The organism is Lentimicrobium sp. S6 (assembly GCF_013166635.1).
Taxonomy (GTDB): Bacteria; Bacteroidota; Bacteroidia; order Bacteroidales; family UBA12170; genus UBA12170.
This window is the reverse complement of record NZ_JABKBZ010000034.1, coordinates 20360-42332: the sequence shown is the minus strand read 5'-3', so window position 1 is coordinate 42332 and position 21973 is coordinate 20360. Positions and strand designations below refer to the sequence as shown.

Here is a 21973-nt window from a genome sequence, read left to right as displayed (position 1 = left end):
AATAATTTATTTCTCTGAATTAAAAACAATCATTTTTATGATGGCTTCTTTACAAGCATCACAAAATATATCTTCTTTAAATGAATTCATTAAGCAATCGTGACGTGGACGATAAACTCCTTTAGCCACATATCCTCCACCCTCGAAAACTCCTGTCACTCCTTTAAACTCCACTATATCAGGAGTTGGAATCGGTGTTTTTGAATCGACCAATTGTTTCCACTTGCTATCAAAATCGACAAGTGTTGTGATATTAGGTTCCCAAGGCTCCACTTCCAAATTATAAAACTCATTATAACTTGTTGAACTAGAATAATACTCGTCGCCTAATCCAATAAAACCATGACCTAGTTCATGAATGAAAATCTGACCCGCTTTGGCATTGGAGTTTACACTTACATTATAGAAATTATAGATGGCTCCCCCTCCATATTTCTCATTATTCACTAGAATATAAATTTGGTCATAGGGCGCATTTGCAGCTAAATCTCTAACGCTCTTAAAATCTTCTGTCATACAATAGCGCTCACTATCAAAAGTATAAAAGCTTGAGCTTAATTGTGTATTTTTCCAAATAGAATCTGCAGGTATGTCATTACCACTCTCCTGGCTTGGAGCCAATACTCCTCTAATATTAAAACGATTTTTATAATCAGTATATGGAGCATAATTAAAGAGCTCTCTAGCGAATTTATCACAATCGCTTTTGAATAAGTCCATTTCGTCTTTGCTATAACCATCGGGTAAAATAACAATATCTACTTTATCTTGTGGATCCCCTGAAACCAAAGCATCGTATACCGGGAAAGGCTTAGCTATACTTGGATCAATAAAATAGTTCTTTGGGTCTACTTCTAATTCCATTTGTTTTACAAATTTCCCATCCCAATTCCTAGAATACCACTTAACAATGATTTCGTTTTGAGGAAATGGGAAAACAATACTTTCGTAAAATGATTTATTAATTTCACGAGACTCATCAGTGGTTTGCCATTCTCCAAAAAGACTGCTATAACCTCTAGAATAAATCAAAACCCCAGATGCCTTATCATAAACTTCAAAAAAATATTTCCCATATTTAAAAGTGTCGATGAGGTTTTGGTGGTGACCTCCCCAATGAGGCTCTTGTTTTATTATTTGAACATAATATTGCTCCTGTTGATGATTTCCTGCATGAGTGTAATCAATGCGCATGGTTTTATTAACAAAATACTGATCAAAAGAAGCCCAAACTCCCTGATATATAAATAATAATAAAACAAAAATGACAACTTTTCGCATAGCTCAATTTTTGGCAAAAATACATATAATGTATCATTCTGAGTGCAAAAATTAGATCAGTGATTCTACTATTTTTAGCCTTTAAAGAGAAGAAATGTGAGAAGGACTTAATGAGACAATGAAGGAATGAGAGAATGATATAAAAAATGATACGGATCAATCTAGTAAATCCTTATGCCTTTAAATCATTCAATCCTTAAAGAAAAAAGAGAATGATTCAATAGTATAATGAGAAATTATCCTTTATAGAAAAACCATTTCCAAAGTTCTTTATAGCTCACTTTTTTACCATACATTAAAATTCCAGTTCTATAGATTCTTCCAGCAACATAGGTTGTGAAAACAAAACCAGCAATCAACAAGGCACCTGAAAGAGCCAACTCCCAAGCTTGAACTCCAAAGGGAATACGTAGCATCATAATTATTGGAGAAGTGAAAGGGAACATAGAAAACCAAAAGGCTACTTGTCCGCCAGGATCATTAATAATAAACTGCGCCATTACAATACTCAGAATAAGTGGAATGGTGATAGGCATCATAAACTGCTGAGTATCGGCTTCGCTATCTACTGCTGAACCAATGGCAGCAAAAAGAGCTGCATATAACAAATATCCTCCAATAAAGAAGAATATGAAAGCACCTATAACTAACGGAAAGTTAATAGCCATTACCGCTTCTATCATGAAGTTTACAGATTCGTCTTGAAAGTCTTGAGTAACTTGTTCTCCAGTTTCTGCTTGTTCAGGAAATAATCCTTGGGATGTATAGGTTGGCATTGGATCTGCTGCTTTAAAAGCATCGGAATAGACCAGTTGAAATCCACCAACAATAACAGAGGTAAGTATAATCCATAGAATGAACTGAGTTAAACCCACCATGGCTATTCCTACTATTTTACCCATCATCAATTGAAATGGCTTTACAGAGGATACGATGATTTCAATCACACGACTGGTTTTTTCTTCTATGACTCCTCTCATCACTTGAGCACCAAATAAGAAGATAAAGAAATAGATAAGGATGGCCGAAAATAATCCTACAACCATATTGGTTTCCACCGATGATTTCTCTTCATTCCCGCTCCCATCAAGTTTGATGGAACTTACAAAAACATTGGTTTTTATAGAACGAAGAATATCTTTTTCTATTCCATGCAGCCTTAGCTTTTCATCTTCCACCGATTTCTTCATGGTGGTTTTGATATAATTCTTAATGTCGAGGCTGGCTTGCCCATTGGAGTATAAAATGGCTGAAGTGGGCAAACTGGCTTCCGGAAGAGGAATATACAGCAAGGCATAATTCTCCGACTCTATCAAGTTTTCCTTGGCCACTTCCAAATCATTAACGGCAATCACAAACTTCGTATTCTCATCGCCACTTAAGTCTTTCATGAACATTCCACTTTCATCCAATACAGATATCACTTTAATATCTTCACCTAATGTGGTGAGGAAAAAAGGGACAATCCAAACAGCAGCCATCAATAGTGGGCCGAGGAAAGTCATGATGATAAAAGATTTCTTTTTGACTCTAGTCAGGTATTCTCTGCGTATAATTAATCCTATCTTATTCATTTTACTTCTTGTTTTGAGACTGAACCATGTCAATAAAGATATCATTCATACTAGGCAATAACTCCTGAAAACTTAAAAGTTGACCATGTTTCATAATCATTTGTGCGAGATCGTTGGAGGAGTGTTGTTCATCAAGTTTTAGTCTAAACTGATGTGCTTTCTCTAATCTTAACGAAGACTCAATGGTAAAGTGAGTAGACAAGTCGGCTTTTAGCGCATCAAAATCTCCGTTCACTTGAAACTCGAATAAGTGCTGTTTAAAATCTTCTTTAATCTGACCCACCTGCCCTTCGAGGATGGTTTCCGCATTATTTATAAGAGCAATATGATCACAGACTTCTTCTACAGAAGCCATATTATGGGTAGAGAATATGATTGTAGTTCCTTCATCCCGAAGGTTTAAAATCTCCTTTTTCAAAAGGTTTACATTAATCGGATCGAAGCCACTAAATGGTTCATCGAATATTAAAAGCTCCGGTTTATGAATAATAGTGACAATAAACTGGATTTTCTGCGCCATCCCTTTGGAAAGGTCTTCCACTTTTTTGTTCCACCAGTTGGTAATCTCAAATTTCTCGAACCACTTTCTCAACTCTTTTCTGGCATGAGCCGTGGAAAGTCCCTTAAGCTGAGCTAAATAAATGGCTTGGTCTCCAACTCTCATTTTTTTGTATAAACCACGCTCCTCAGGTAAATAGCCAATACGATGCACATCCTCAGGTTGTAATTTTTTTCCATTGAAAAGAAGCTCCCCAGAATCGGGACCTGTGATTTGGTTGATTATTCTGATTAAACTGGTTTTACCAGCTCCATTTGGACCTAATAAACCAAAGATGCTTTTTTCGGGAACAGAAATACTAACATCCTTTAAAGCAGTATGTTCAGCGTATTTTTTAATTATATTTTTAGCTTCAAACAGCATATTCTTGATTTTACGCAAATATAGTTTGATTCTATTCTAAAGAAATAAAAAATATGTTAAACGACAAGCAAATCATTAAAACCTAGGTTTGGTTTTTTTGGGCAGTGTGAAATAAAACTTACTTCCTATATCTAGCTTTGATTCCACCCAAAATACGCCACCATTTAGCCGAATAAACTCCTTAACCAACAATAAACCAAGCCCAGTTCCTGTTTCGTTTTCTGTTCCTTTTGTAGTATGGCTAGATTTTGTTTCTAAAATTCTTTTTAAGTCATCGGGTAATAGACCTTTTCCATTATCAGAAATACAGAATTCCAATTCAGCATTTCTTTGTTTTAGCTCCACACTAATCTTTCCGCTTTTACGAGTAAATTTAATGGCATTACTCATCAGATTTCTAAGTACAGTACTAATCATATTGGGATCAGCATACACCATATTCTTCTCACCAATATCCATGAGTATTTTAATGTTTTTATAACTGGCTTGATTGCGAAATAACTCATACATATCCACCAAGTAATCATTCATGTTAAATTCTTCTGGAAAAACATGAATAGAATTAGATTGATTTTTCGCCCATAATAAAAGGTTATCCATCAATTCATAAAGCGTATTACTGGTGGTATTTATTTCATTAATAATATATTTCTTCTCTTCATTTGGAATCGTATCCCATTCTGAGGATAATAAACTTGTTAAACCCAATACCGAGTTAAAAGGATTTTTTAAATCATGACCTATAATACTTAAGAACTTATCTCTTGTTTGGTTGGCTTCAGATAATTTCTCATTGGCCAGCAGCAAGGCAGAATTATCTGTAATTTTCTCTCTATTTTTTCTAAGTAAGATAAACACATATATTCCAATCCCAATTAATATAATTAACAGGGCGATAGTAATGTATTTATACGCTATTAAACTCCCTTTTACTTCATTATTCTCATGATTCAAATTCTCATTTTCCTCTTCAAGATATTTATTTTTCTTTGCCCTCTTGTCCAACTCATTATTAATCCTTAGGGCTGCTAACCTTTCTTTTGTTTCATAATCATTTTTGCTTATAACCGCCTGAGTATATTTCTCCTGAAAGGAATAGGCTTTCTTAAAATCATTTAATTCTGAATAAATAATAGAATATATCTCATAAGCATGGGCTATCTCCTCTTTGTCACCTATTTGTTTAGCAATACCATATCCTTTATCTATACTTTTAAAGGAATCATTTTTAAGTCCTTTCTTATGATATACATAAGCCAAATTAATCAGTGATGTAGATATTCCTTGCTTATTCTCAATTTTCTCATTTATGGCAATGGCTTGTTTATAATATGCAATTGCTTCTGAATATTTTTTATTTCGAACCTCCAATAACCCCAGATAGTTTTTAATAACAGCCAATCCCTTCTCATCTTTATTATTAATATATAAAGGTTCTAGTTCTCGATACAAACCATAAGCTTTATTATAATCGCCCATATCATAATAGGTGATAGCCTGAAGGTTAATCAAGATAGCGATTCCAACAGAATCATCCACCATGTTTTTATATTCAACTGCTTGATTGAAATACTCTATAGCCTCTTTGGTATCATCATTATGACGGTGCAAATTTCCTAGATTAACACAAACATAACCCAATCCTTTATAATCATCTATTTTCTTAAAATTAAAGAAGGCTTTCTCTAAATACTTTATAGCATTTAAATAATCTCCTTTTAGGGTGAATATTCCACCTAGATTATTATTAGAGTATGCTATTTGAATGGTATTATCGTATTTCGTAGCCAATTCTAGAGCTTCAAAATAATAATTGATAGCATTGGAATAGTCTCCTTTGTTTCTATGAACTAAACCTAGGTAGTTTAGTAATTCTGGTTTTAGGTAATCTAGCTCGGGGTGATTGTTTATTTCTTGAAGACCTCTGTTTCCATTATCTAAGGCCATTTGAGGGTTTCGGCTACGTTCAATCCAACACAATTTAGAATAGGCCTGGATTTTAGTTTTAGGATCTGAGTTAGCTTCAACAACACTCAATAAACTATCCACATAAGGAATATTGTCCGTATGCTGAGCTATAATGTTTAATGAAAAGAAAGTTGCTAAAACAACAATGATATATTTCTTCAAAACAAAATCATTTATTTATATGAAAGTGAAATCCTAATACAACTATTTGAAGTATTTTACTAAAATACGAAAAAAAAGTTTCATAAAGAATAAGCTGAAAAGAAAAATAAAACATAAAAATAGCCAATCCCTTCTGTTAGCACAGAACGAAAACCTTTGCTATTTTTCCACCACTGATGATGGTCATATAGCCGATCATTTATGGATATGATTCCTATATGATGCTCAGGTAGGGCTTTTTGAAATAGAAGCCAACTTCTACGAGAATGTGCACCCAAGGAAACAAGGTTAAAAGCATAGGTTCCCGGATAATTTTTCGATAAGAATTTTTTTAGCTCTAAAGCCGAATGATAGGTTCTGTCGCGCCAAACCAATTCCCTATTTACTGCCGTCATACTATCAGGTGAAGCACCATATTCTAATAATGTTTGAAAGGATACATCAGCCGTTGATCGATAATTCATGATAACGTATCCGGTGTTTAATGGGCCTCCAGTTATCATCAGGTGTTCATAATTTCCCTCCCTAAAAATTTCCAGACTTTCCTCAAGAGCATAATCATTTAACCATCCTTCGACAACGAGAATTTTAGCTTCTACTTTTTGATTGGGAGATAAAAATGAATAGGCATAATAAATAACAAAATACATAAGACCAAGGAAAGAGCCTAATATGAGTAACTTCACCCATACTCGTAATACATATTTTTCCTTTTTAACTCGCCAAGACATAATATTGGGTTTTGAATCAAAGATAGTAAATAAAGAGAGGATCGTTTTATTAGCCTCCTCAAATATTTATTTTGTTTGATTTATTTGATTCATCTCATTGATAAAGGCATCGATTTTATCATCATCAAATCCTTTTTCTTTTGCAGCCTCCTCTAAAGTTCCCCAAATAGGTTCTCCACAGGCAATACATCTTATACCATGCTCTGCTAAATATTTAACCGAAAATGGATAATCATTTACTAGATCTTCAATTTGAATGTGTTTTGTTATCATGATTCTAGATTTTAGGGTAAATTTAGAAAATCTTTAGCAGCCTCATCTGTGCAACAAGCTTCACCATCTAATTGCAATACATTAGGTTCTCCATCAGGCAATAAACCGTAGATAAAATGGCTGTCCCAGATATGCTGTATATACCAATCGGGTTCATCGCCCCAACGATTATCCAAAGTCTTTCTACTTAAGAAAGTTTCTTTCCTGATGCTCAAGAAAATCTTATGATCTAATACTTTTAAAAGTTCAGGGTTCCAAAAGACCATTAAACCTTCTACAATAATAGTCTTATTCCCTTCTTTTGCTTCCTTTATTTTTTTGATTAAGGATTCGAAATTTAATGATTTAGGATGTTCCCAATCAATGTGCTCACTAATTCTAGGCATTTTATCCATCGGTTGAATAAACTCATCTTGATGAAGTATCAGAACCTCATCATAGCCAATCCACTCTCTGATTTTAAAAGCTAAACTAGTTTTTCCGGCTCGGCTAACACCACCTATTCCTATAATCATTAATCATTTCGGTTTCTGGTATGAAAATGCAAATTTAAAAGAAAAATCGATTTAGGAAAAAATAGACATTCTAATGATTCCTTTCCTTTTTCGTAAAACAATAGCCCAATACGATTATCCATATTAATTCTATATTAACTCAGTAATAGTAGAACATTAAGGCCGAAGCAGAATGAAGGGAAGGCTACTTTTCCTAGGAACTTAATTCTCAACAAATACTCATGTTATCCACTCACAATCAATTACTTAAATTTATTTTTTCTTGCTTATTTCAATTAACAATAACTTAAATAGAGAAAACTAAAGTCCCTAAATCAGATCAATACATTTGCATCAGAAAAAAATTAAACAAGAATAAATTAAACAATTACCCAATGATTAAAAATCTTTTTAGCCTGCTATTACTTTTGTCTTTTAGCATTTCTTCATTTGCAGGTACCATAAAAGGAGTTGTTTCAGATAAAAATACTAATGAACTTTTAGTTGGAGTTACCATTATCGTTTCACAAGCTAGCGACTCAAGCAGAAGTATGTTAACAGGAACCTCAACAGACCTTGATGGCAATTATGCAATCAATTTAGAGGCTGGCCATTATAGACTCACCTATTCTTATGTTGCTTATGAAAGTACTGAATTTGTATTTGAGATTTCTGATGGACAAGTAATAGAACATAGTATTGGTATAATAGAATCTGGTTTTATGCTAGAAAGTGTAGAAGTGATTGCCAAAGTGAGCCGTGAGTCTGAAAACATCCTTTTAATGGATCAGAAAAAAGCTTCTGTTTCCATAGAATCCATAGGTGCCAAACAATTAACAAGCCAAGGGGTGAGTGACGCAGCCAGTGGGGTAACTAAAGTATCTGGTATTAGTCAACAAAGTGGTTCATATACTATTAATGTGCGTGGTTTAGGTGATAGATATAATTCTACTACCATGAATAACCTTCCACTTCCTAGCAACCACGCAGAATACAAAAACATCAACTTAGAATTATTTTCCACCGATATTATTTCAAATATTGGTGTAGAGAAAGTATTTACTTCTAAAATATTTGGTGATGTTGCAGGTGCCAATATCAATATTGTATCGAAGCAACAAAACGAAGACCCCTATCTTAAGTTTTCTTTTGGTTCATCGTATAACTCAAACCTTTCGAACACATCCAACTTTTATCTACAAGATGGACCCAACAAATGGGGTTTTAGTGATTTCGATCCTCCAGCAGGAGAAAATGTTCCTGAAAGCTATGATGCATTTGAAAACAATTGGAACCCAGTTACAGAATCCTCTCAACCTAATTTAAAAGGTTCTATTACGGGTGGCAAAAGCTTTGATTTAAAAAATGAGGCTTCTATTAATTTATTTGCAACGGCCTCTTTCGATAACGAATATGGATACTCCACAGAAATTCAAAATAGAGTAAATGGTAGTGATGATTATAGAATGGCATTAGAAGGAGAAAAGTTTTGGTATAATACTCAAACAACGGGGATGCTAAACTTGAATTATAATTCTGATAAAAATAAGATCTTCTTTAATTCACTCGTCCTCAATTCCTCCACTCAAGATTTAAATCATTTAGAAGGAAAAATTATTGATATCGCAGATAATCCTGAGACAGAATCTGCTTATGTAAGACGAAGCAATTATGAAAGAAACCTCATCTTCGTAAATCAATTACTTGGAAATCATAAAATTGCGGATAGCTATGAAATAGATTGGGGAATGGCATATAACAATATCACCAATACGCTTCCAGACAGAAGACATAATATTTTTGTACTAGACAAAAGCACCGGTATCTATACCCCTTCAACCAATGACCAAGCCAATAATCACCGTTATTTCCATAAGCTCAATGAAGATGAAATGGCTTTAAATTTTGAGGTTTCAAAAGGATTTTGGAAACAAGAAGCTGAAGATTATGAATACAAACTAAAGTTTAGTCTGGGTTATAATGGAAGATTCAAAGAACGTGAATTCAATTCCTACCAATACAACCATAAAATAAACAAGAATAATTATAACGATCCTATTGACCCTTGGAATGTGGATGACTATTTTAATGATGAGAACTACCAAGCAGGTTACTTTTCTTTAAAAACCTTTTATAGTACCCTTAACCTTCCTGTGACTTATACTGGTACTCAAAGAATTAATTCAGGAATTGTTTATGCAGAATATAATGCCAATAGTAAATTGCTATTTGTATTTGGACTGAGAGCCGAAAATGTATATCAATCAGTGGATTATCAAACCACCTTAAAAACAGGAGAGAATTCCTTTGACAAAATGTATTATCTCCCAAGTTTATCCATGAGGTATAAACTCCATGAGAAATCAAATATCCGTTTTGCAGCCAGTAAAACCTATACCTTACCTCAGTTTAAAGAGCGCGCTCCGATCCAATTCGAAGGAATTACCTATTCTAGCATTGGTAATGATTATTTATATCCTTCTACCAATTATAATGCAGATTTAAAATGGGAATTATTTCCAAAGACAGGTGAGTTAATATCAGTTACAGCATTTGGAAAATATATTAAAGACCCTATCAATCACTTTGTGATGTCCTCTGCATCTAATGACTTCACTTATGCCAACACTGGTGACTGGGCCTATGTTTATGGATTAGAGTTGGACTATAGAAAAACACTATTTCAGGTTAACCATGCTTCATCTAGCCAAAAAATATCAGCAGGGCTCAACTTATCATTTATGAAAACGGAGCAAGAACTCAATAATGAAAAAATAAGTGAAGAGACCGATGGAAAGTATATTTCTTCTTTTGTTACGGATAGAGAAGAATTACAAGGTGCTGCACCACTTTTAGGAAATGCTAGTCTGAGTTACCAAAGAGATTGGAATGATGCCAATAATAGCTTAACAGCCACATTGGTTTATGCATATACCTCTGACAGACTTTACCTACTTGGTTACGCTGGTGAAATTGGAAATCAGATTGACGAAGCTTATCATGACTTAGATTTTATTCTAAAAACAAGATTCAACAAACTTGAGATTAGCGCACATTTAAAAAACATATTAAACCCTAATCTAACACGAATCCAACGCAATAAATCCGCAGACCATATTGTATTACAATACCAAGAAGGTGTTGAATATGGTATTAGCATTAGTTACAAATTATAAGAAACAAACAATATTAAAAACAAATTTAAATCCTTTAAACAATGAAAAAATTATTGTATTTATTAATGGCAGCCGCAGTATTATTTACTACAAGCTGTACAAAAGATGACAACAACGAAACCGTTACACCAAGCCCTACTGAAGCGGAACTAATTGGTGAAATGACTGAAGACTTAACCTTAGATGCTTCAATAAGCTATAAATTAGTTGGAGCTTTAACCATGACAGAAGGAACTAAACTTACTATTCCTGCAGGAACTGTAATTGAAGCCACTGAAGTGAGTGCTAGCAATCCTAATGTAAGATATATTGCCATAGCTCGTGGAGCAGAAATTGATGTACAAGGAACAGCTGATGCTCCTGTAGTGATGACTTCTACAACTAAAGAAACTGAAGCTTGGGGAGGTTTAGTGATCTGTGGTGCTGCTCCTCAAAACAAAGCCGGTTCCACTGGTGGAGAATCTACTTCTGAAGTAGGTGATCTTCCTTATGGTGGTACTGATGCTAATGATAATTCTGGTAGTATTACCTATTTAAGAGTAGAGTATACTGGTTATAAATACACCAATGAAAAAGAATTTAATGGTGTTTCTTTCTTCGGCGTAGGTGCTGGAACCACTGTAGATTATTTAGTTTCCTATATGGGAGGCGATGATGGATTCGAATTCTTCGGAGGTACAGTTAATCCTACTCACCTTGTATCTGTAGGTTCTGGTGATGACGGAATTGACTTTGCTGATGGTTTTAGCGGTACTGGTGAATATTGGTTTGTATACAACTCTGCAAAATCTGGTATTGAAGGTTCTAATAATGGTGATAATGGTGCCTCTGATGTTCCCATGACAAATGCCACATTAAAAAACTTCACAGTATATGAAATGGGAGAAAAGCCATGGTTCCTTAAAGAAGGTGCAGGAATGCAAAATATGGACAATGTGGTTATTGGTGGTTTAGCTGATGATAAAAAACAAGCTTATTTCTATACAAGTAGCGATGATGCAGATGCTGCAGCTAGAATTGCTGCTGGAGATATCGTTATCAATAATGTTGCCTTTGTAAACATGGGCTTAAACAATACCGCAAAAGCTGTTGATGGTTTAACATTTGTTGAGAATGCTGATGCAACTGGTGCTGGAAACGGTGTGAATCGTCCAAATTGGGTTTCTGATGCCTTAAATACTGTGGATGAAAACACCCTAGTTATTCCTGAAAACATTGATGGTGGAACAATCGAAAACCTTCCTACTGGTGAACAAACTGCTGACTTAACACTAGATGCTGATGTTTTTTATAAATTAAATGGTGCTCTAGTGATGACAGAAGGAACTAAATTAACGATTCCTGCTGGAACTGTGATTGAAGCGACTCCTGTATCAACTGAAAATCCAAATGTAAGATATATCGCCATTGCACGTGGTGCTCAAATCGACCTTCAAGGTTCTGCTGATGCCCCTGTTGTCATGACTGCTACTAACAGAGAATCTGAAGAATGGGGTGGTTTAGTAATTTGTGGTGCTGCTCCTCAAAACAAAGCAGGTTCTGCTGGTGGAGAATCTACTTCAGAAGTAGGCGACCTTCCTTATGGTGGTTCTGATGCCAACGACAACTCAGGTATCATCAAATACCTTAGAATAGAATACACTGGTTATAAATACACCAACGAAAAAGAGTTCAATGGTGTTTCTTTCTTCGGCGTTGGAGCAGGTACCACAGTAGAATATGTTTCTTCTTATGATGGTGGTGACGATGGAATGGAATTCTTCGGGGGAACAGTTAACCCTAAATACTTAGTATCCATAAATAGTGGTGATGATGGTATTGATTTCGCTGATGGTTTTAGTGGAACTGGTGAGTATTGGTATGTAAAAGACGCTGTCAAGTCTTCTATTGAAGGTTCTAATAATGGTGATAATGGTGCTTCTGATGTTCCTATGACAAACGCCACACTTAAAAACTTAACTCTTATAGGTTCTGGTGAAAAACCTTGGTACCTAAAAGAGGGTGCTGGAATGCAAAACATAGATAATGTAGTGATTGGTGGATTAACAAATCCTGATAAAGCTCCATATTTCTATGCTTCAAGTGATGATACAGATGCTGCTGCAAGAATAGCCGCTGGTGATATCTTGGTTACTAATGTTTTATTTTATGAAATTGGTGATGTAGAAAAAGCTGTTGAAGGTTTAACAGTTACTGAAAACGCAAGTGCGACTGGTGCAGGTAATGGTGCTGAAGCTCCTGACTGGGCAGCTGGTTGGGCCATGCCTACTAAATAATACTCAAGATAATATAGTTTCAATTTAAACTATGTTTAATTTTTTTTAGAAGCCTTCTCTTTTGAGTTGGCTTCTTTTTTTTAAATGCACTTATCTATCTTTCTGGAATTATAGCATAATTGATATAGATCGATTGTTATCTGAATACATTTTAGTTTTCGAACATCTAAACAATGAACATTTCAACCCTCTTAAATTTTACATAGCATTAACAAATGCAATATTCGCTCAATTGCTTGCAAATTGTATCTTTGCGCACTTAAAATGGAGATATAGAAGTGGAGAATAAAAGAGTAGCATTTCAAACCTATGGTTGCAAGTTAAATTTTGCAGAAACTTCAACCATTAGCAAATCGTTTATTGACAAAGGTTACGAGGTGGTTGACTTTAAAGAGGAGGCCGATGTATATGTCATTAATAGCTGTACAGTAACTGATAATGCAGAGAAGAGATGTAAGGAAGCTGTTCGTCGGGCTAAGAGGTTAAATCCAAAATCGAAAGTTGCCATAGTCGGTTGTTATTCTCAACTTCGCACTAAGGAATTAGAAGCATTCGAAAATGTAGACTTCATTCTGGGTAATAAAGAGAAGTTCAAGCTTATCAACCATGTTGAAAATTTTGATGGAAACTGCTTTAGTAGCAACGAAGCCATCTTAAAAGATAAAGATTTTAGCCCAGCTTATAGCATTGATGACAGAACTCGAACCTTTTTGAAAGTTCAGGATGGTTGTGATTATTATTGTACTTTTTGTGCCATTCCATTTGCCAGAGGAAGAAGCAGGAGCGATACTGTTGAAAACACAGTAAAACAAGCTATGGAAGTAGTTGCTCAAGGGCAGAAAGAAATCATCTTGACTGGAGTTAACATTGGAACTTTTGGAAAAGGTAGAGATGAGAAATTCTATGATCTACTTATTGCTTTAGAAAAAGTGGAAGGATTAGAAAGGATTAGAATCAGCTCCATTGAACCCAACCTTCTCACCAACGAAATTATCGACCATGTGGCTCAGTCTAAAAAGATTCTTCCTCATTTTCACATTCCTTTGCAAAGTGGTTCTGACGAAATGCTGGCTTTAATGAAAAGAAAGTATAAGAGAGAAGTATTTGAAAATAGAGTAAAAAGTATCAAAGAGAAAATGCCATTGGCTTGTATTGCTGCTGATGTGATTATTGGATTCCCTGGCGAAACTGAGGAGCACTTTATGGATACCTACCAATTTATTGAGGAGCTTCCTCTATCCTATCTACATGTGTTTACTTATAGCGACCGCCCCGAGGCAAAAGCATCTCAAATGGAGGCCAAAGTAAAACCAGCCGACAAGAAAGATAGAAGCAAGAGACTTCATGCCCTTGGTGAGCAAAAGAAAAGAGATTTCTATAGAATCAATGCCGATACCGAACATATCGTATTATGGGAAGGTGCACATAGAAATGGAAAAATGAATGGTCTAACAGAAAATTACGTTCCTATTTCTGCTCCTTTCGATGAAAGCAAAATTAATACCCTTGAAACCGTCAAGCTTGAAAAAGTGAATACCGAAGGCGAGTGGGTCGTATAGAACTTGATGCTGGAGGACCTATGTGGGTGGTAAAAAAGAGGCCTGAGGTATGAAGCTTGGAGTAGGAAGTGTGAAGTGTGAAGTGTAAAATACTTCATAAGATTCGTTTTACTAAAGATTAATGAAGAAATAAAACAAAAACATATATTTGTACATCAAACAAAAACCTAATACTATGGTCAGCAAAACCAATTCAATTTTACTTTGGATATTCGCAGTTATTTTTACTGTTTCAACTGCTATCTACCAACGATTAACAGGCCCTACTCATCCTAAAAGAGTAACCATCTCTATGAAAGGTGAATCTTATTCCTTTAAGCTCCTCCGCTCTCATGGAGGTGAAAGTGATGCTGAAATCAAATTGGATTTCCCTGAGAATGTGAAAGGCGTGGTTGAATATAAAAGATTTAAAATGGATGAGGATTGGACTTCCGTTCCTATGCTAAGAGATGGAGAATCTGGAATTGCAAAACTTCCACAGCAGCCTCCAGCTGGTAAACTAGAATATCTGGTTAAGCTTATTGATGGGAATGATGAATACATCATTAACGAAGAACCTGTTGTGATCAGGTTTAAAGGAGAAGTGGCTTCATATATTTTAATCCCTCATATCTTCTTTATGTTTATGGCCATGCTATTTAGCCTTAGAACTGGATTAGAAGCTTTTTTTAAAGGTGACAGAACTAGAAAATACGCTAGAAACACCCTAATTTCATTAACAGTTGGCGGACTTATCCTAGGGCCGATTGTACAATGGATGGCCTTTGGAGATTTTTGGACAGGGTGGCCTTATGGTGGAGACTGGACAGATAACAAAACCATCTTTGGCTGGGGATTCTGGTTTATTGCCTATTTAATCTTATTAAAACGACCTGCCAACAGATTATTCCCAATTATTGCATTTATGGTATTATTTGCCATGTATATGATTCCTCACAGTATGGGCGGTAGCGAATTTGATTACGAAAAAGGGAAAGTAGAAACTGGAACAAGAAAATAAAAATTGATGTAAAATGTGGATAATTGATAATTGATTTGCAATACTCAAGAATCAATTATTTGCAATGCATTATAGAACTCTGAAAAATGATCATCAATTACGCTATTATTGCCGTAACGGTATTAGTTTCTATGTTAGCTTGGAACCGACCTGAGCTTTTTGCAAAACTAAAATTCAATCCCTATATTATTAAAAACAATAAGGAATATTGGAGACTAGGAAGCTATGGTTTAATACATGCAGATTGGATGCATTTAGGTATTAATATGTTTGTTCTCTGGTCATTTGGCTCCATTGTGGTTCAATATTTTCAAGTAGTTTTTCCTGGGAAAGCCATCTTTTTTTACCTGGTTCTGTATATAGGAGGATTGTTGGTGGCTAATGCATCCTCCTTTGGTAAACATAAAGACAATCCATATTATAATGCAGTTGGTGCCAGTGGTGCAGTATCTGCTATTTTATTTTCTTCCATTCTTTTCAACCCCATGGGTAAAATATATTTATTTCTGATTCCTATAGGTATTCCAGCAATTGTATTCGGAGTTTTATATTTGGTTTACTCTATTTATATGGATAAAAAAGCCCAAGATAATGTGGGGCATGATGCCCATTTCTGGGGCGGGGTATTTGGTTTCGTTTTCACTATCGCCTTAAAACCTGATTTAATTCAGCATTTCTTTTATGAAATCTTTGGGTAAAAAAAATCATATTTAATGCCTTTAGCCAAAAAAGACCTTCATTGGCTATTGACATCAGCCAATGAACCGACAAATTGTAGACCCTACATTTCAAAACCCATTTATTGCTAAGTATTCTTTATCTTATCCTCTAAACCATTTTACTTATTAATTCAGGTACTTCAATTCCTTTTATTTCCGAATAATTAATATATTTGAGTGTTCCTATTTTTTCTACAGCTGTCTTTAGAAAAAATAGATGACTCAAATGTTTATAATGAGATTATTCTCATTATATTTGCAAAAGAAATTATCATATGCCAAGACGAAGAAGACTAAGAAAAGTTGTTGCTCCACCTAGTTTCAGAGGCTATAAACCTTATGGAAATAAGAAATCGAGCAAAATCCCAGTTGAACTATATTACGAGGAATATGAAGCTATTAAACTAGCTGATTATGATTCTTTAAGTCAATTGGAGGCTTCAAAGATAATGGGAGTATCACGTCCTACTTTTGCAAGGATTTATGCATCAGCAAGACAAAAAATAGCTATTGCCCTTACTGAAACAAGAGAAATCATCACAGTCTATGGCCATGCTGTTTTAGATAAAGACTGGTATCAATGCAAAAAATGCCATTCCAAGTTCTCCTTACCACCTCAAGCAGATCAGTTTCATTGCCCTCTATGTCAATCAGAGAATTTCCAATCCATTAACCCAGAAAAATAAAAGATGAAGACAGTAATTACAGCAAAAGAAAATCAGGAGGAATCAACATTTGATTTAAGATTTGGAAGAGGCGCTTATTTTTGCTTATTCGACTCAGAAACTATGCAAATAGAGTTTCACAAGAATGAATTTGCGGAGGCTCAAGGTGGTGCTGGAACTAAAGCCGCAGAAAAAATGATAGCCTTAGGAGCACAAAAGGTTATTTCTGGTGACTTTGGACCAAAAGCAAAAGAGTTATTAGAGAAGTTTAAAATTCAAATGGTCATTTTTGAAAATGATGAAATCACCATTGCAGAAATTATAAAGTTAATTTCATAATTCATTTAAAAACAAACATTATGCCTGGTTTTAACAGACAAGGGCCACCATTTGGTGATGGTAACCAAAGTGGTAAAAGAATGGGAAAATGCAATCCCAAAGATAGAAAGCCTAAAACTTCAGATGAAGATTGGGAACTTGAAAATGAAAAAATATCCAAGGTATTTGGAAAAAGAAACGGATTAGGCCGTGGAAAAGGTCAAAAAAAGCATCATCGCTTCCGCTACGATGACGCTTCTGCAGAAGACTAATTACATTATTTTGATTTCGAAACTTAACAAAAAGTCACTACTAACATAAGAAAAGTAAAAATCAATAAACACCATAAGATATTGTTGAAATAAAGACTTAGACTTTTAGTAGAAACCTTGTGAAAGCTTCATATTAGAATAGCTAATACAACATATTATGCCTTTTAAAATAGCTGTGGCCAGCGGAAAAGGAGGAACGGGAAAAACGAGTATCTCGGTTCAGCTTTTTCACGCTCTTGGTAGAGTACACCCTAGTTTTTTAGTAGATTGCGATGTAGAAGAACCCAATGATGGTTTGTTTTTTCCAGATGCAAAAATCATAAGTACTGAGATCATCAATCAGCAAGTTGCCAATATCAACTCGGAAAATTGTACTTATTGCCAGAAATGTATTGAATATTGTGAATTTAATGCGATTACTGTTATTCCACCAGTTGAATACACTAAAATAGATCCCAGCCTTTGTCATTCTTGTGGAGCTTGTCTCTATGTCTGTCAAGACCAAGCTATTTTTGAAACTGACTCTGAATTAGGTAAAATGAAAACCTATCACATAGAAGCCCAAAACTATCTTATAGAAGGGCTATTAAAAATTGGGTCACCCATGCAAACTAGCTTAATCAGAAGCCTAAAAAAGCTGACTCCTCAAAATTCTTCTATCATTATATATGATGCTCCTCCTGGAACCAGCTGTCCGGTGGTAGAAACCATAAGTGAATCCGACTATATAGTTTTGGTAACAGAACCCACTCCTTTTGGTTTACACGATTTAAAACTAACGGTGGAATTGGTAAAAGAGTTGGATATTCCTTTTGGTATCATCGTTAATAAAGCAGGCCTTGGATTTGATAAAACCCATCAATATATCAAGGAAAAAAACATAGAACTATTAGCGGAAATACCCTTCTCAAAAACCTTTGCATCACAGTATTCAAAAGGAGAACTGCTAAAGAAAGGTTCACATGAATTCGAAGACATTCTCTCTAATTTGAGCATTAAACTCATCAACAAAATGAATCAACATGACTGAAATCACCATACTTAGCGGCAAAGGAGGCACTGGAAAGACCAGCGTTACAGCAGCTTTGGCTTCATTAGCTCAAAACACAGTATTTTGTGATTGTGATGTAGATGCTTCCGATTTACATTTGATTCTGAATCCCAATATTATTAATAAAGAAATATTTGAAGGAGCCTGGCTAGCAGAAATCAATACTGAAATCTGTAGTAATTGTGGATTATGTAAAGAATATTGTCGCTTCGATGCTATTCATATTAATGAAGAAAATCATTATCAAGTCAATCCATTTCAATGCGAAGGATGTAGATTATGTGAAAGAGTATGTCCAAGTAATGCCATCAAGTCGAGCCGAAGCATCAATAATTTTTGGTGTATTTCTGAAACTAGGTTTGGGAAAATGGTGCATGCCCACATGGGAGCTGGAGAAGAAAACTCTGGAAAACTAGTTAGTCATGTTAGAAAACAAGCCAAAGAATTAGCAAAAAAGCACAAAAATAACATCATCCTCAATGATGGCCCTCCAGGAATCGGCTGCCCTGTAATTTCATCACTTTCAGCAACACATCTTGTTCTTCTCGTCATAGAACCTAGTAATTCTGGCATTCATGACATTAAAAGACTAATCTCACTTGTTAGAGATTTTAAGATTCCTATGAAAGCTATCATTAATAAATATGATATCAATATAGAAAAATCGAAGGAGCTAAAGGAGTATTTAACCCAAGAGAACATAGAATTAATGGCGCAAATAAAGTTTGACGAGCAATTTACAGAAGCCATGGTTCAGGAACAAAGCATTATAGAATTTGCCCCCGAATCGGAAACCTCTATAAAGCTAATAGAAGTTTGGAAAAAATTGATAGCATAAAAAAAGCCAGCATAGAGCTGGCTTTTCTATATTATTTATCTCCACTTATTCTTTTACAAACTTACGAGTCGTTTTTCCATCGAGTTTAATGATATAAACTCCAGAATTCCATTTTGAGATATCTAGATCTACAGAATTATCTTTAATAGAATCGTTTAATTCCCATATAAGTCTACCATAAATATCAAATACTTGCAAGCTGTGAATATTAGAGATATTTTCTAGCCTTATTTGATGATTTGCTGGGTTTGGCGAAATCACCATTTCATCTTCAATCAAATTCTCTTCCAATCCAACATTGGGAGCAATAACAATATTATCTAGATATAAATTATTTCCTAACTGACTGTAGGTCTCAAACATCACTCGTACACTCTCAAAACCCAAGTAGGCATTTAAATTTAAGGTTAAGCATTCGGCTCCATAGCCATGACCACACCAATCATCGGATAATGCAGGAATAAACTCCTCCTCTATTCTTGGGGCAGTGGAAAAGCTTCCTGTTCCATCATCACCACCTTCAAAGATTCTTTCCCAAGAAGCTCCACAATCTACTGAAACATAAACAATCAAAGAATCGGAAAAGTTCTGCATATATTTGGCATAAGCATATTCAAATTGTAAATCCATATTTGAATAAGAAGTAAAATCAAAGGGAGGAGTCACCAAACCATCTCTATCACCTACGGTATAGTTTTTTCTAATTTGCATTCCGGCAGCCAAGGCACTTCCGTTACCATTAACAGGCATGGTTTTCCAGCCTATTTGTCCATCAGGATTTAAAACATAAAAGGATTTTGAATTTAAATTGCCCTCCTCAAATTGCGCCATAAAAGGCAATTCTGCGCTGGTAAATTGAATATAATCGTTTTTAGTCACATCAGAATTTCCATATTCATTATCTATACTCAAAGACACGGAGTAATTCTGCTCGCTATTAAAAACCACTTTAGGACTTGAAGAATTAGCATCTGTGCCGTCCATAAAAGCAACATCATCAGGTGTAAAATTCCATTGATAATCCTCAGGTAATCCAGCAGATTTATCACTAAAGGTTACGACCTGATTTGGACAGATAATGGTAGCATCCGCTTCAAAATTAGCTAAGGGTTCACCTGGCATATTCACAAAAAAGCTGATGGTTTCCCCTGCAGAAGATACCTCGGTGATTTCAATTCCTCCGAAATCATTATTAGTTAAAAATAGTCTAGGATCGGTTTCATTGGTTAAAGCAGTTCTATCGGTTTCAAGGCTTAAATGAGCTTGACCAGTAGATCCATTTACTGTTGGTGTTCCCCCTTTTCTATATAGATATACTTCATCTGGAGGGCCACTTGCATTTCCTTGTCCTTCCATGCTACCATCAATACGATAAACCAGCAGTCCACTTCCTGGAAGCTGAGATTCAAAGGTTCCTTCTTTTTTTCTATACTCCAATACAAAGTATTGCCAATTGTGATTTGGGGAGGCTATTTTAAAAACATTATTCTCAGCTTGATCTAAAGAGTTTAAAGTATAATATCCAGATTCAGTGATTTCTGGAATCTCATCAATCCAACCGCCATAAATATGTTTCATATACGCACCCATAGATTGTGGAGGGTTTTGATTTTGCTCCATCACATCCCAGCGACCTACTGGGGTAAAGTTATCTTGGTTATAATGATACAAATCAGGGGCACCAAGGGAATGATACATTTCATGACAAAGAACACCTACTCCACTGGCATTAAGACTAGACTCCAACTGGAAATTAAAATCCCAAACTTGTTTTCCATTGATATAAGCATCTTCGCCATATAATGACCAACGGTGAGGCCATAATAAATCAGCCCAAGCTCCTGGTCCACCCTTTACAATAAAACAAACATTGTCCACTCTATTATCATTATTATAATCCAAATCTAAATCTTCTGGCACTTCATCAGCAATATATTCTACTGCATTCTTCAATAACAGAAACTCTCTTTCTGACCTTTGACCATCTGAATAACCTTCTGGATTGTTTACAGCATGATAGGGCTCATAATAATTTCTATTGTGCTCGTCCACATAACTAATTACCATATTATCTTCTGGAATAGGATATGCAGTTGATGTTAAAAACAAGCTGCCATAGCTCACCATCTGAAAATAATTGAACATACTATTATAGTCTTCTTCATTATTATTGAACATATTCAAATATAGAGAAGTGTCAATATTGAAATCACTTTGATCTGCAAATCTGATATAAACCACCAGATTATTCAAATTTCCTTCGGCATCAGCTATAGATTTTATCATACCAGCCTTTTGCTCCATTTCTTTCGTTTGGGCAAGAAAAGATAATCTAATTTTCTCCATTTTACTAGAGGGAATATTGATTCCAGGATTTAATCCTACCTGGCTAGGCTCCACTTGTCCAACTCTAAAACTACTGGCTACCAATTCATCACCTTGCAAAATGGCATAAGCTAAATAGCCCTCCTCATCTAATAAAAGGGTATAACCTTGTTCATCGTGTATCCAGTTATAAAATTCATCGCCTGTGGCAAAAGCAGTGATTGTAGTTCCGTCGGCTTGGTTAATAGTTACTGGAACTTTATTTAGCCAAGCAGCCCATAATGGCATGATGATAATACTTAGCAGAAATAATGATAATACTCGTTTCATAGTATAATGATTAATTGATGTGTGTTGAAAGGCAAATAT

At 35.1% G+C, this 21973-nt stretch carries 18 protein-coding genes; 10 read left to right on the top strand and 8 right to left on the bottom strand.

The features are described from left to right. Positions 1 to 6 precede the first annotated feature (6 nt). From HNS40_RS12300 to HNS40_RS12270, 7 genes are all read right to left on the bottom strand, one after another. Positions 7 to 1281: a M64 family metallopeptidase gene (locus HNS40_RS12300; RefSeq protein WP_172281204.1), complete on the bottom strand. Its 1275-nt coding sequence runs from the start codon at positions 1279 to 1281 to the stop codon at positions 7 to 9. A gap of 236 nt (positions 1282 to 1517) precedes the next feature. Next, positions 1518 to 2855: an ABC transporter permease gene (locus tag HNS40_RS12295; protein ID WP_172281202.1), complete on the bottom strand. Its 1338-nt coding sequence runs from the start codon at positions 2853 to 2855 to the stop codon at positions 1518 to 1520. A gap of 1 nt (position 2856) precedes the next feature. Beyond that, entirely contained in the window at positions 2857 to 3777 is a 921-nt protein-coding gene (locus HNS40_RS12290) for an ABC transporter ATP-binding protein (protein WP_172281200.1), read from the bottom strand. A gap of 75 nt (positions 3778 to 3852) precedes the next feature. Further along, positions 3853 to 5907: a tetratricopeptide repeat-containing sensor histidine kinase gene (locus HNS40_RS12285; protein ID WP_172281197.1), complete on the bottom strand. Its 2055-nt coding sequence runs from the start codon at positions 5905 to 5907 to the stop codon at positions 3853 to 3855. A gap of 80 nt (positions 5908 to 5987) precedes the next feature. Next, the gene (locus HNS40_RS12280; RefSeq protein ID WP_172281195.1) at positions 5988 to 6638 is read right to left on the bottom strand and encodes an ElyC/SanA/YdcF family protein; all 651 of its coding nucleotides are present in this window, start codon (positions 6636 to 6638) and stop codon (positions 5988 to 5990) included. Positions 6639 to 6704: 66 nt separating this feature from the next. Further along, positions 6705 to 6911 carry a DUF1858 domain-containing protein gene (locus tag HNS40_RS12275; protein ID WP_172281193.1) on the bottom strand — a complete coding sequence of 69 codons (207 nt, stop codon included), beginning with the start codon at positions 6909 to 6911 and terminating at the stop codon, positions 6705 to 6707. A gap of 11 nt (positions 6912 to 6922) precedes the next feature. Continuing rightward, a complete protein-coding gene (locus HNS40_RS12270) occupies positions 6923 to 7426 on the bottom strand; it encodes a uridine kinase (RefSeq protein ID WP_172281191.1) in 504 nt (167 codons plus the stop codon). Positions 7427 to 7800: 374 nt separating this feature from the next. Here HNS40_RS12270 and HNS40_RS12265 point away from each other — a divergent pair, with 374 nt between their 5' ends. The 10 genes from HNS40_RS12265 to HNS40_RS12220 all read left to right on the top strand — a co-directional run bounded on the left by HNS40_RS12265 (position 7801) and on the right by HNS40_RS12220 (position 19279). Continuing rightward, entirely contained in the window at positions 7801 to 10581 is a 2781-nt protein-coding gene (locus tag HNS40_RS12265) for a TonB-dependent receptor (protein ID WP_172281189.1), read from the top strand. 41 nt (positions 10582 to 10622) lie between these two features. After that, complete coding sequence (locus HNS40_RS12260; RefSeq protein WP_172281187.1) at positions 10623 to 12857, top strand: hypothetical protein; 2235 nt, start codon at positions 10623 to 10625, stop codon at positions 12855 to 12857. A gap of 278 nt (positions 12858 to 13135) precedes the next feature. After that, complete coding sequence (gene mtaB, locus HNS40_RS12255; protein ID WP_371742943.1) at positions 13136 to 14416, top strand: tRNA (N(6)-L-threonylcarbamoyladenosine(37)-C(2))-methylthiotransferase MtaB; 1281 nt, start codon at positions 13136 to 13138, stop codon at positions 14414 to 14416. 175 nt (positions 14417 to 14591) lie between these two features. Further along, a complete protein-coding gene (locus HNS40_RS12250) occupies positions 14592 to 15416 on the top strand; it encodes a hypothetical protein (RefSeq protein WP_172281185.1) in 825 nt (274 codons plus the stop codon). Positions 15417 to 15502: 86 nt separating this feature from the next. Further along, entirely contained in the window at positions 15503 to 16114 is a 612-nt protein-coding gene (locus HNS40_RS12245; protein WP_216663682.1) for a rhomboid family intramembrane serine protease, read from the top strand. Positions 16115 to 16410: 296 nt separating this feature from the next. Continuing rightward, entirely contained in the window at positions 16411 to 16821 is a 411-nt protein-coding gene (locus HNS40_RS12240; protein ID WP_172281183.1) for a DUF134 domain-containing protein, read from the top strand. A gap of 3 nt (positions 16822 to 16824) precedes the next feature. Beyond that, positions 16825 to 17139, top strand: a complete 315-nt coding sequence (locus HNS40_RS12235; protein WP_172281181.1) for a NifB/NifX family molybdenum-iron cluster-binding protein — start codon at positions 16825 to 16827, stop codon at positions 17137 to 17139. A 20-nt stretch (positions 17140 to 17159) separates the two neighbouring features. Then, positions 17160 to 17390, top strand: coding sequence for a DUF5320 family protein (locus HNS40_RS12230; protein WP_172281179.1), 231 nt, complete (start codon positions 17160 to 17162; stop codon positions 17388 to 17390). A 157-nt stretch (positions 17391 to 17547) separates the two neighbouring features. Next, positions 17548 to 18420 carry a 4Fe-4S binding protein gene (locus HNS40_RS12225; protein WP_172281177.1) on the top strand — a complete coding sequence of 291 codons (873 nt, stop codon included), beginning with the start codon at positions 17548 to 17550 and terminating at the stop codon, positions 18418 to 18420. Beyond that, the gene (locus HNS40_RS12220) at positions 18413 to 19279 is read left to right on the top strand and encodes an ATP-binding protein (RefSeq protein WP_172281175.1); all 867 of its coding nucleotides are present in this window, start codon (positions 18413 to 18415) and stop codon (positions 19277 to 19279) included. Before HNS40_RS12225 ends, HNS40_RS12220 begins: the two co-directional genes overlap by 8 nt. Before the next feature lie 45 nt (positions 19280 to 19324). Here HNS40_RS12220 and HNS40_RS12215 read toward each other — a convergent pair whose 3' ends face one another. After that, the gene (locus HNS40_RS12215; protein WP_172281173.1) at positions 19325 to 21934 is read right to left on the bottom strand and encodes a M6 family metalloprotease domain-containing protein; all 2610 of its coding nucleotides are present in this window, start codon (positions 21932 to 21934) and stop codon (positions 19325 to 19327) included. Positions 21935 to 21973: the final 39 nt, after the last annotated feature.

Bases quoted from the DNA above. Each gene is read 5' to 3' on its own strand.
- HNS40_RS12240 (WP_172281183.1), top strand. From the start codon at position 16,411: ATGCCAAGACGAAGAAGACTAAGAAAAGTTGTTGCTCCACCTAGTTTC.
- HNS40_RS12290 (WP_172281200.1), bottom strand. From the start codon at position 3,777: ATGCTGTTTGAAGCTAAAAATATAATTAAAAAATACGCTGAACATACT.
- HNS40_RS12215 (WP_172281173.1), bottom strand. From the start codon at position 21,934: ATGAAACGAGTATTATCATTATTTCTGCTAAGTATTATCATCATGCCA.
- HNS40_RS12235 (WP_172281181.1), top strand. From the start codon at position 16,825: ATGAAGACAGTAATTACAGCAAAAGAAAATCAGGAGGAATCAACATTT.
- HNS40_RS12250 (WP_172281185.1), top strand. From the start codon at position 14,592: ATGGTCAGCAAAACCAATTCAATTTTACTTTGGATATTCGCAGTTATT.
- HNS40_RS12295 (WP_172281202.1), bottom strand. From the start codon at position 2,855: ATGAATAAGATAGGATTAATTATACGCAGAGAATACCTGACTAGAGTC.
- HNS40_RS12265 (WP_172281189.1), top strand. From the start codon at position 7,801: ATGATTAAAAATCTTTTTAGCCTGCTATTACTTTTGTCTTTTAGCATT.
- HNS40_RS12220 (WP_172281175.1), top strand. From the start codon at position 18,413: ATGACTGAAATCACCATACTTAGCGGCAAAGGAGGCACTGGAAAGACC.
- HNS40_RS12300 (WP_172281204.1), bottom strand. From the start codon at position 1,281: ATGCGAAAAGTTGTCATTTTTGTTTTATTATTATTTATATATCAGGGA.
- HNS40_RS12275 (WP_172281193.1), bottom strand. From the start codon at position 6,911: ATGATAACAAAACACATTCAAATTGAAGATCTAGTAAATGATTATCCA.
- HNS40_RS12270 (WP_172281191.1), bottom strand. From the start codon at position 7,426: ATGATTATAGGAATAGGTGGTGTTAGCCGAGCCGGAAAAACTAGTTTA.
- HNS40_RS12280 (WP_172281195.1), bottom strand. From the start codon at position 6,638: ATGTCTTGGCGAGTTAAAAAGGAAAAATATGTATTACGAGTATGGGTG.
- HNS40_RS12260 (WP_172281187.1), top strand. From the start codon at position 10,623: ATGAAAAAATTATTGTATTTATTAATGGCAGCCGCAGTATTATTTACT.
- HNS40_RS12230 (WP_172281179.1), top strand. From the start codon at position 17,160: ATGCCTGGTTTTAACAGACAAGGGCCACCATTTGGTGATGGTAACCAA.
- HNS40_RS12225 (WP_172281177.1), top strand. From the start codon at position 17,548: ATGCCTTTTAAAATAGCTGTGGCCAGCGGAAAAGGAGGAACGGGAAAA.
- HNS40_RS12245 (WP_216663682.1), top strand. From the start codon at position 15,503: ATGATCATCAATTACGCTATTATTGCCGTAACGGTATTAGTTTCTATG.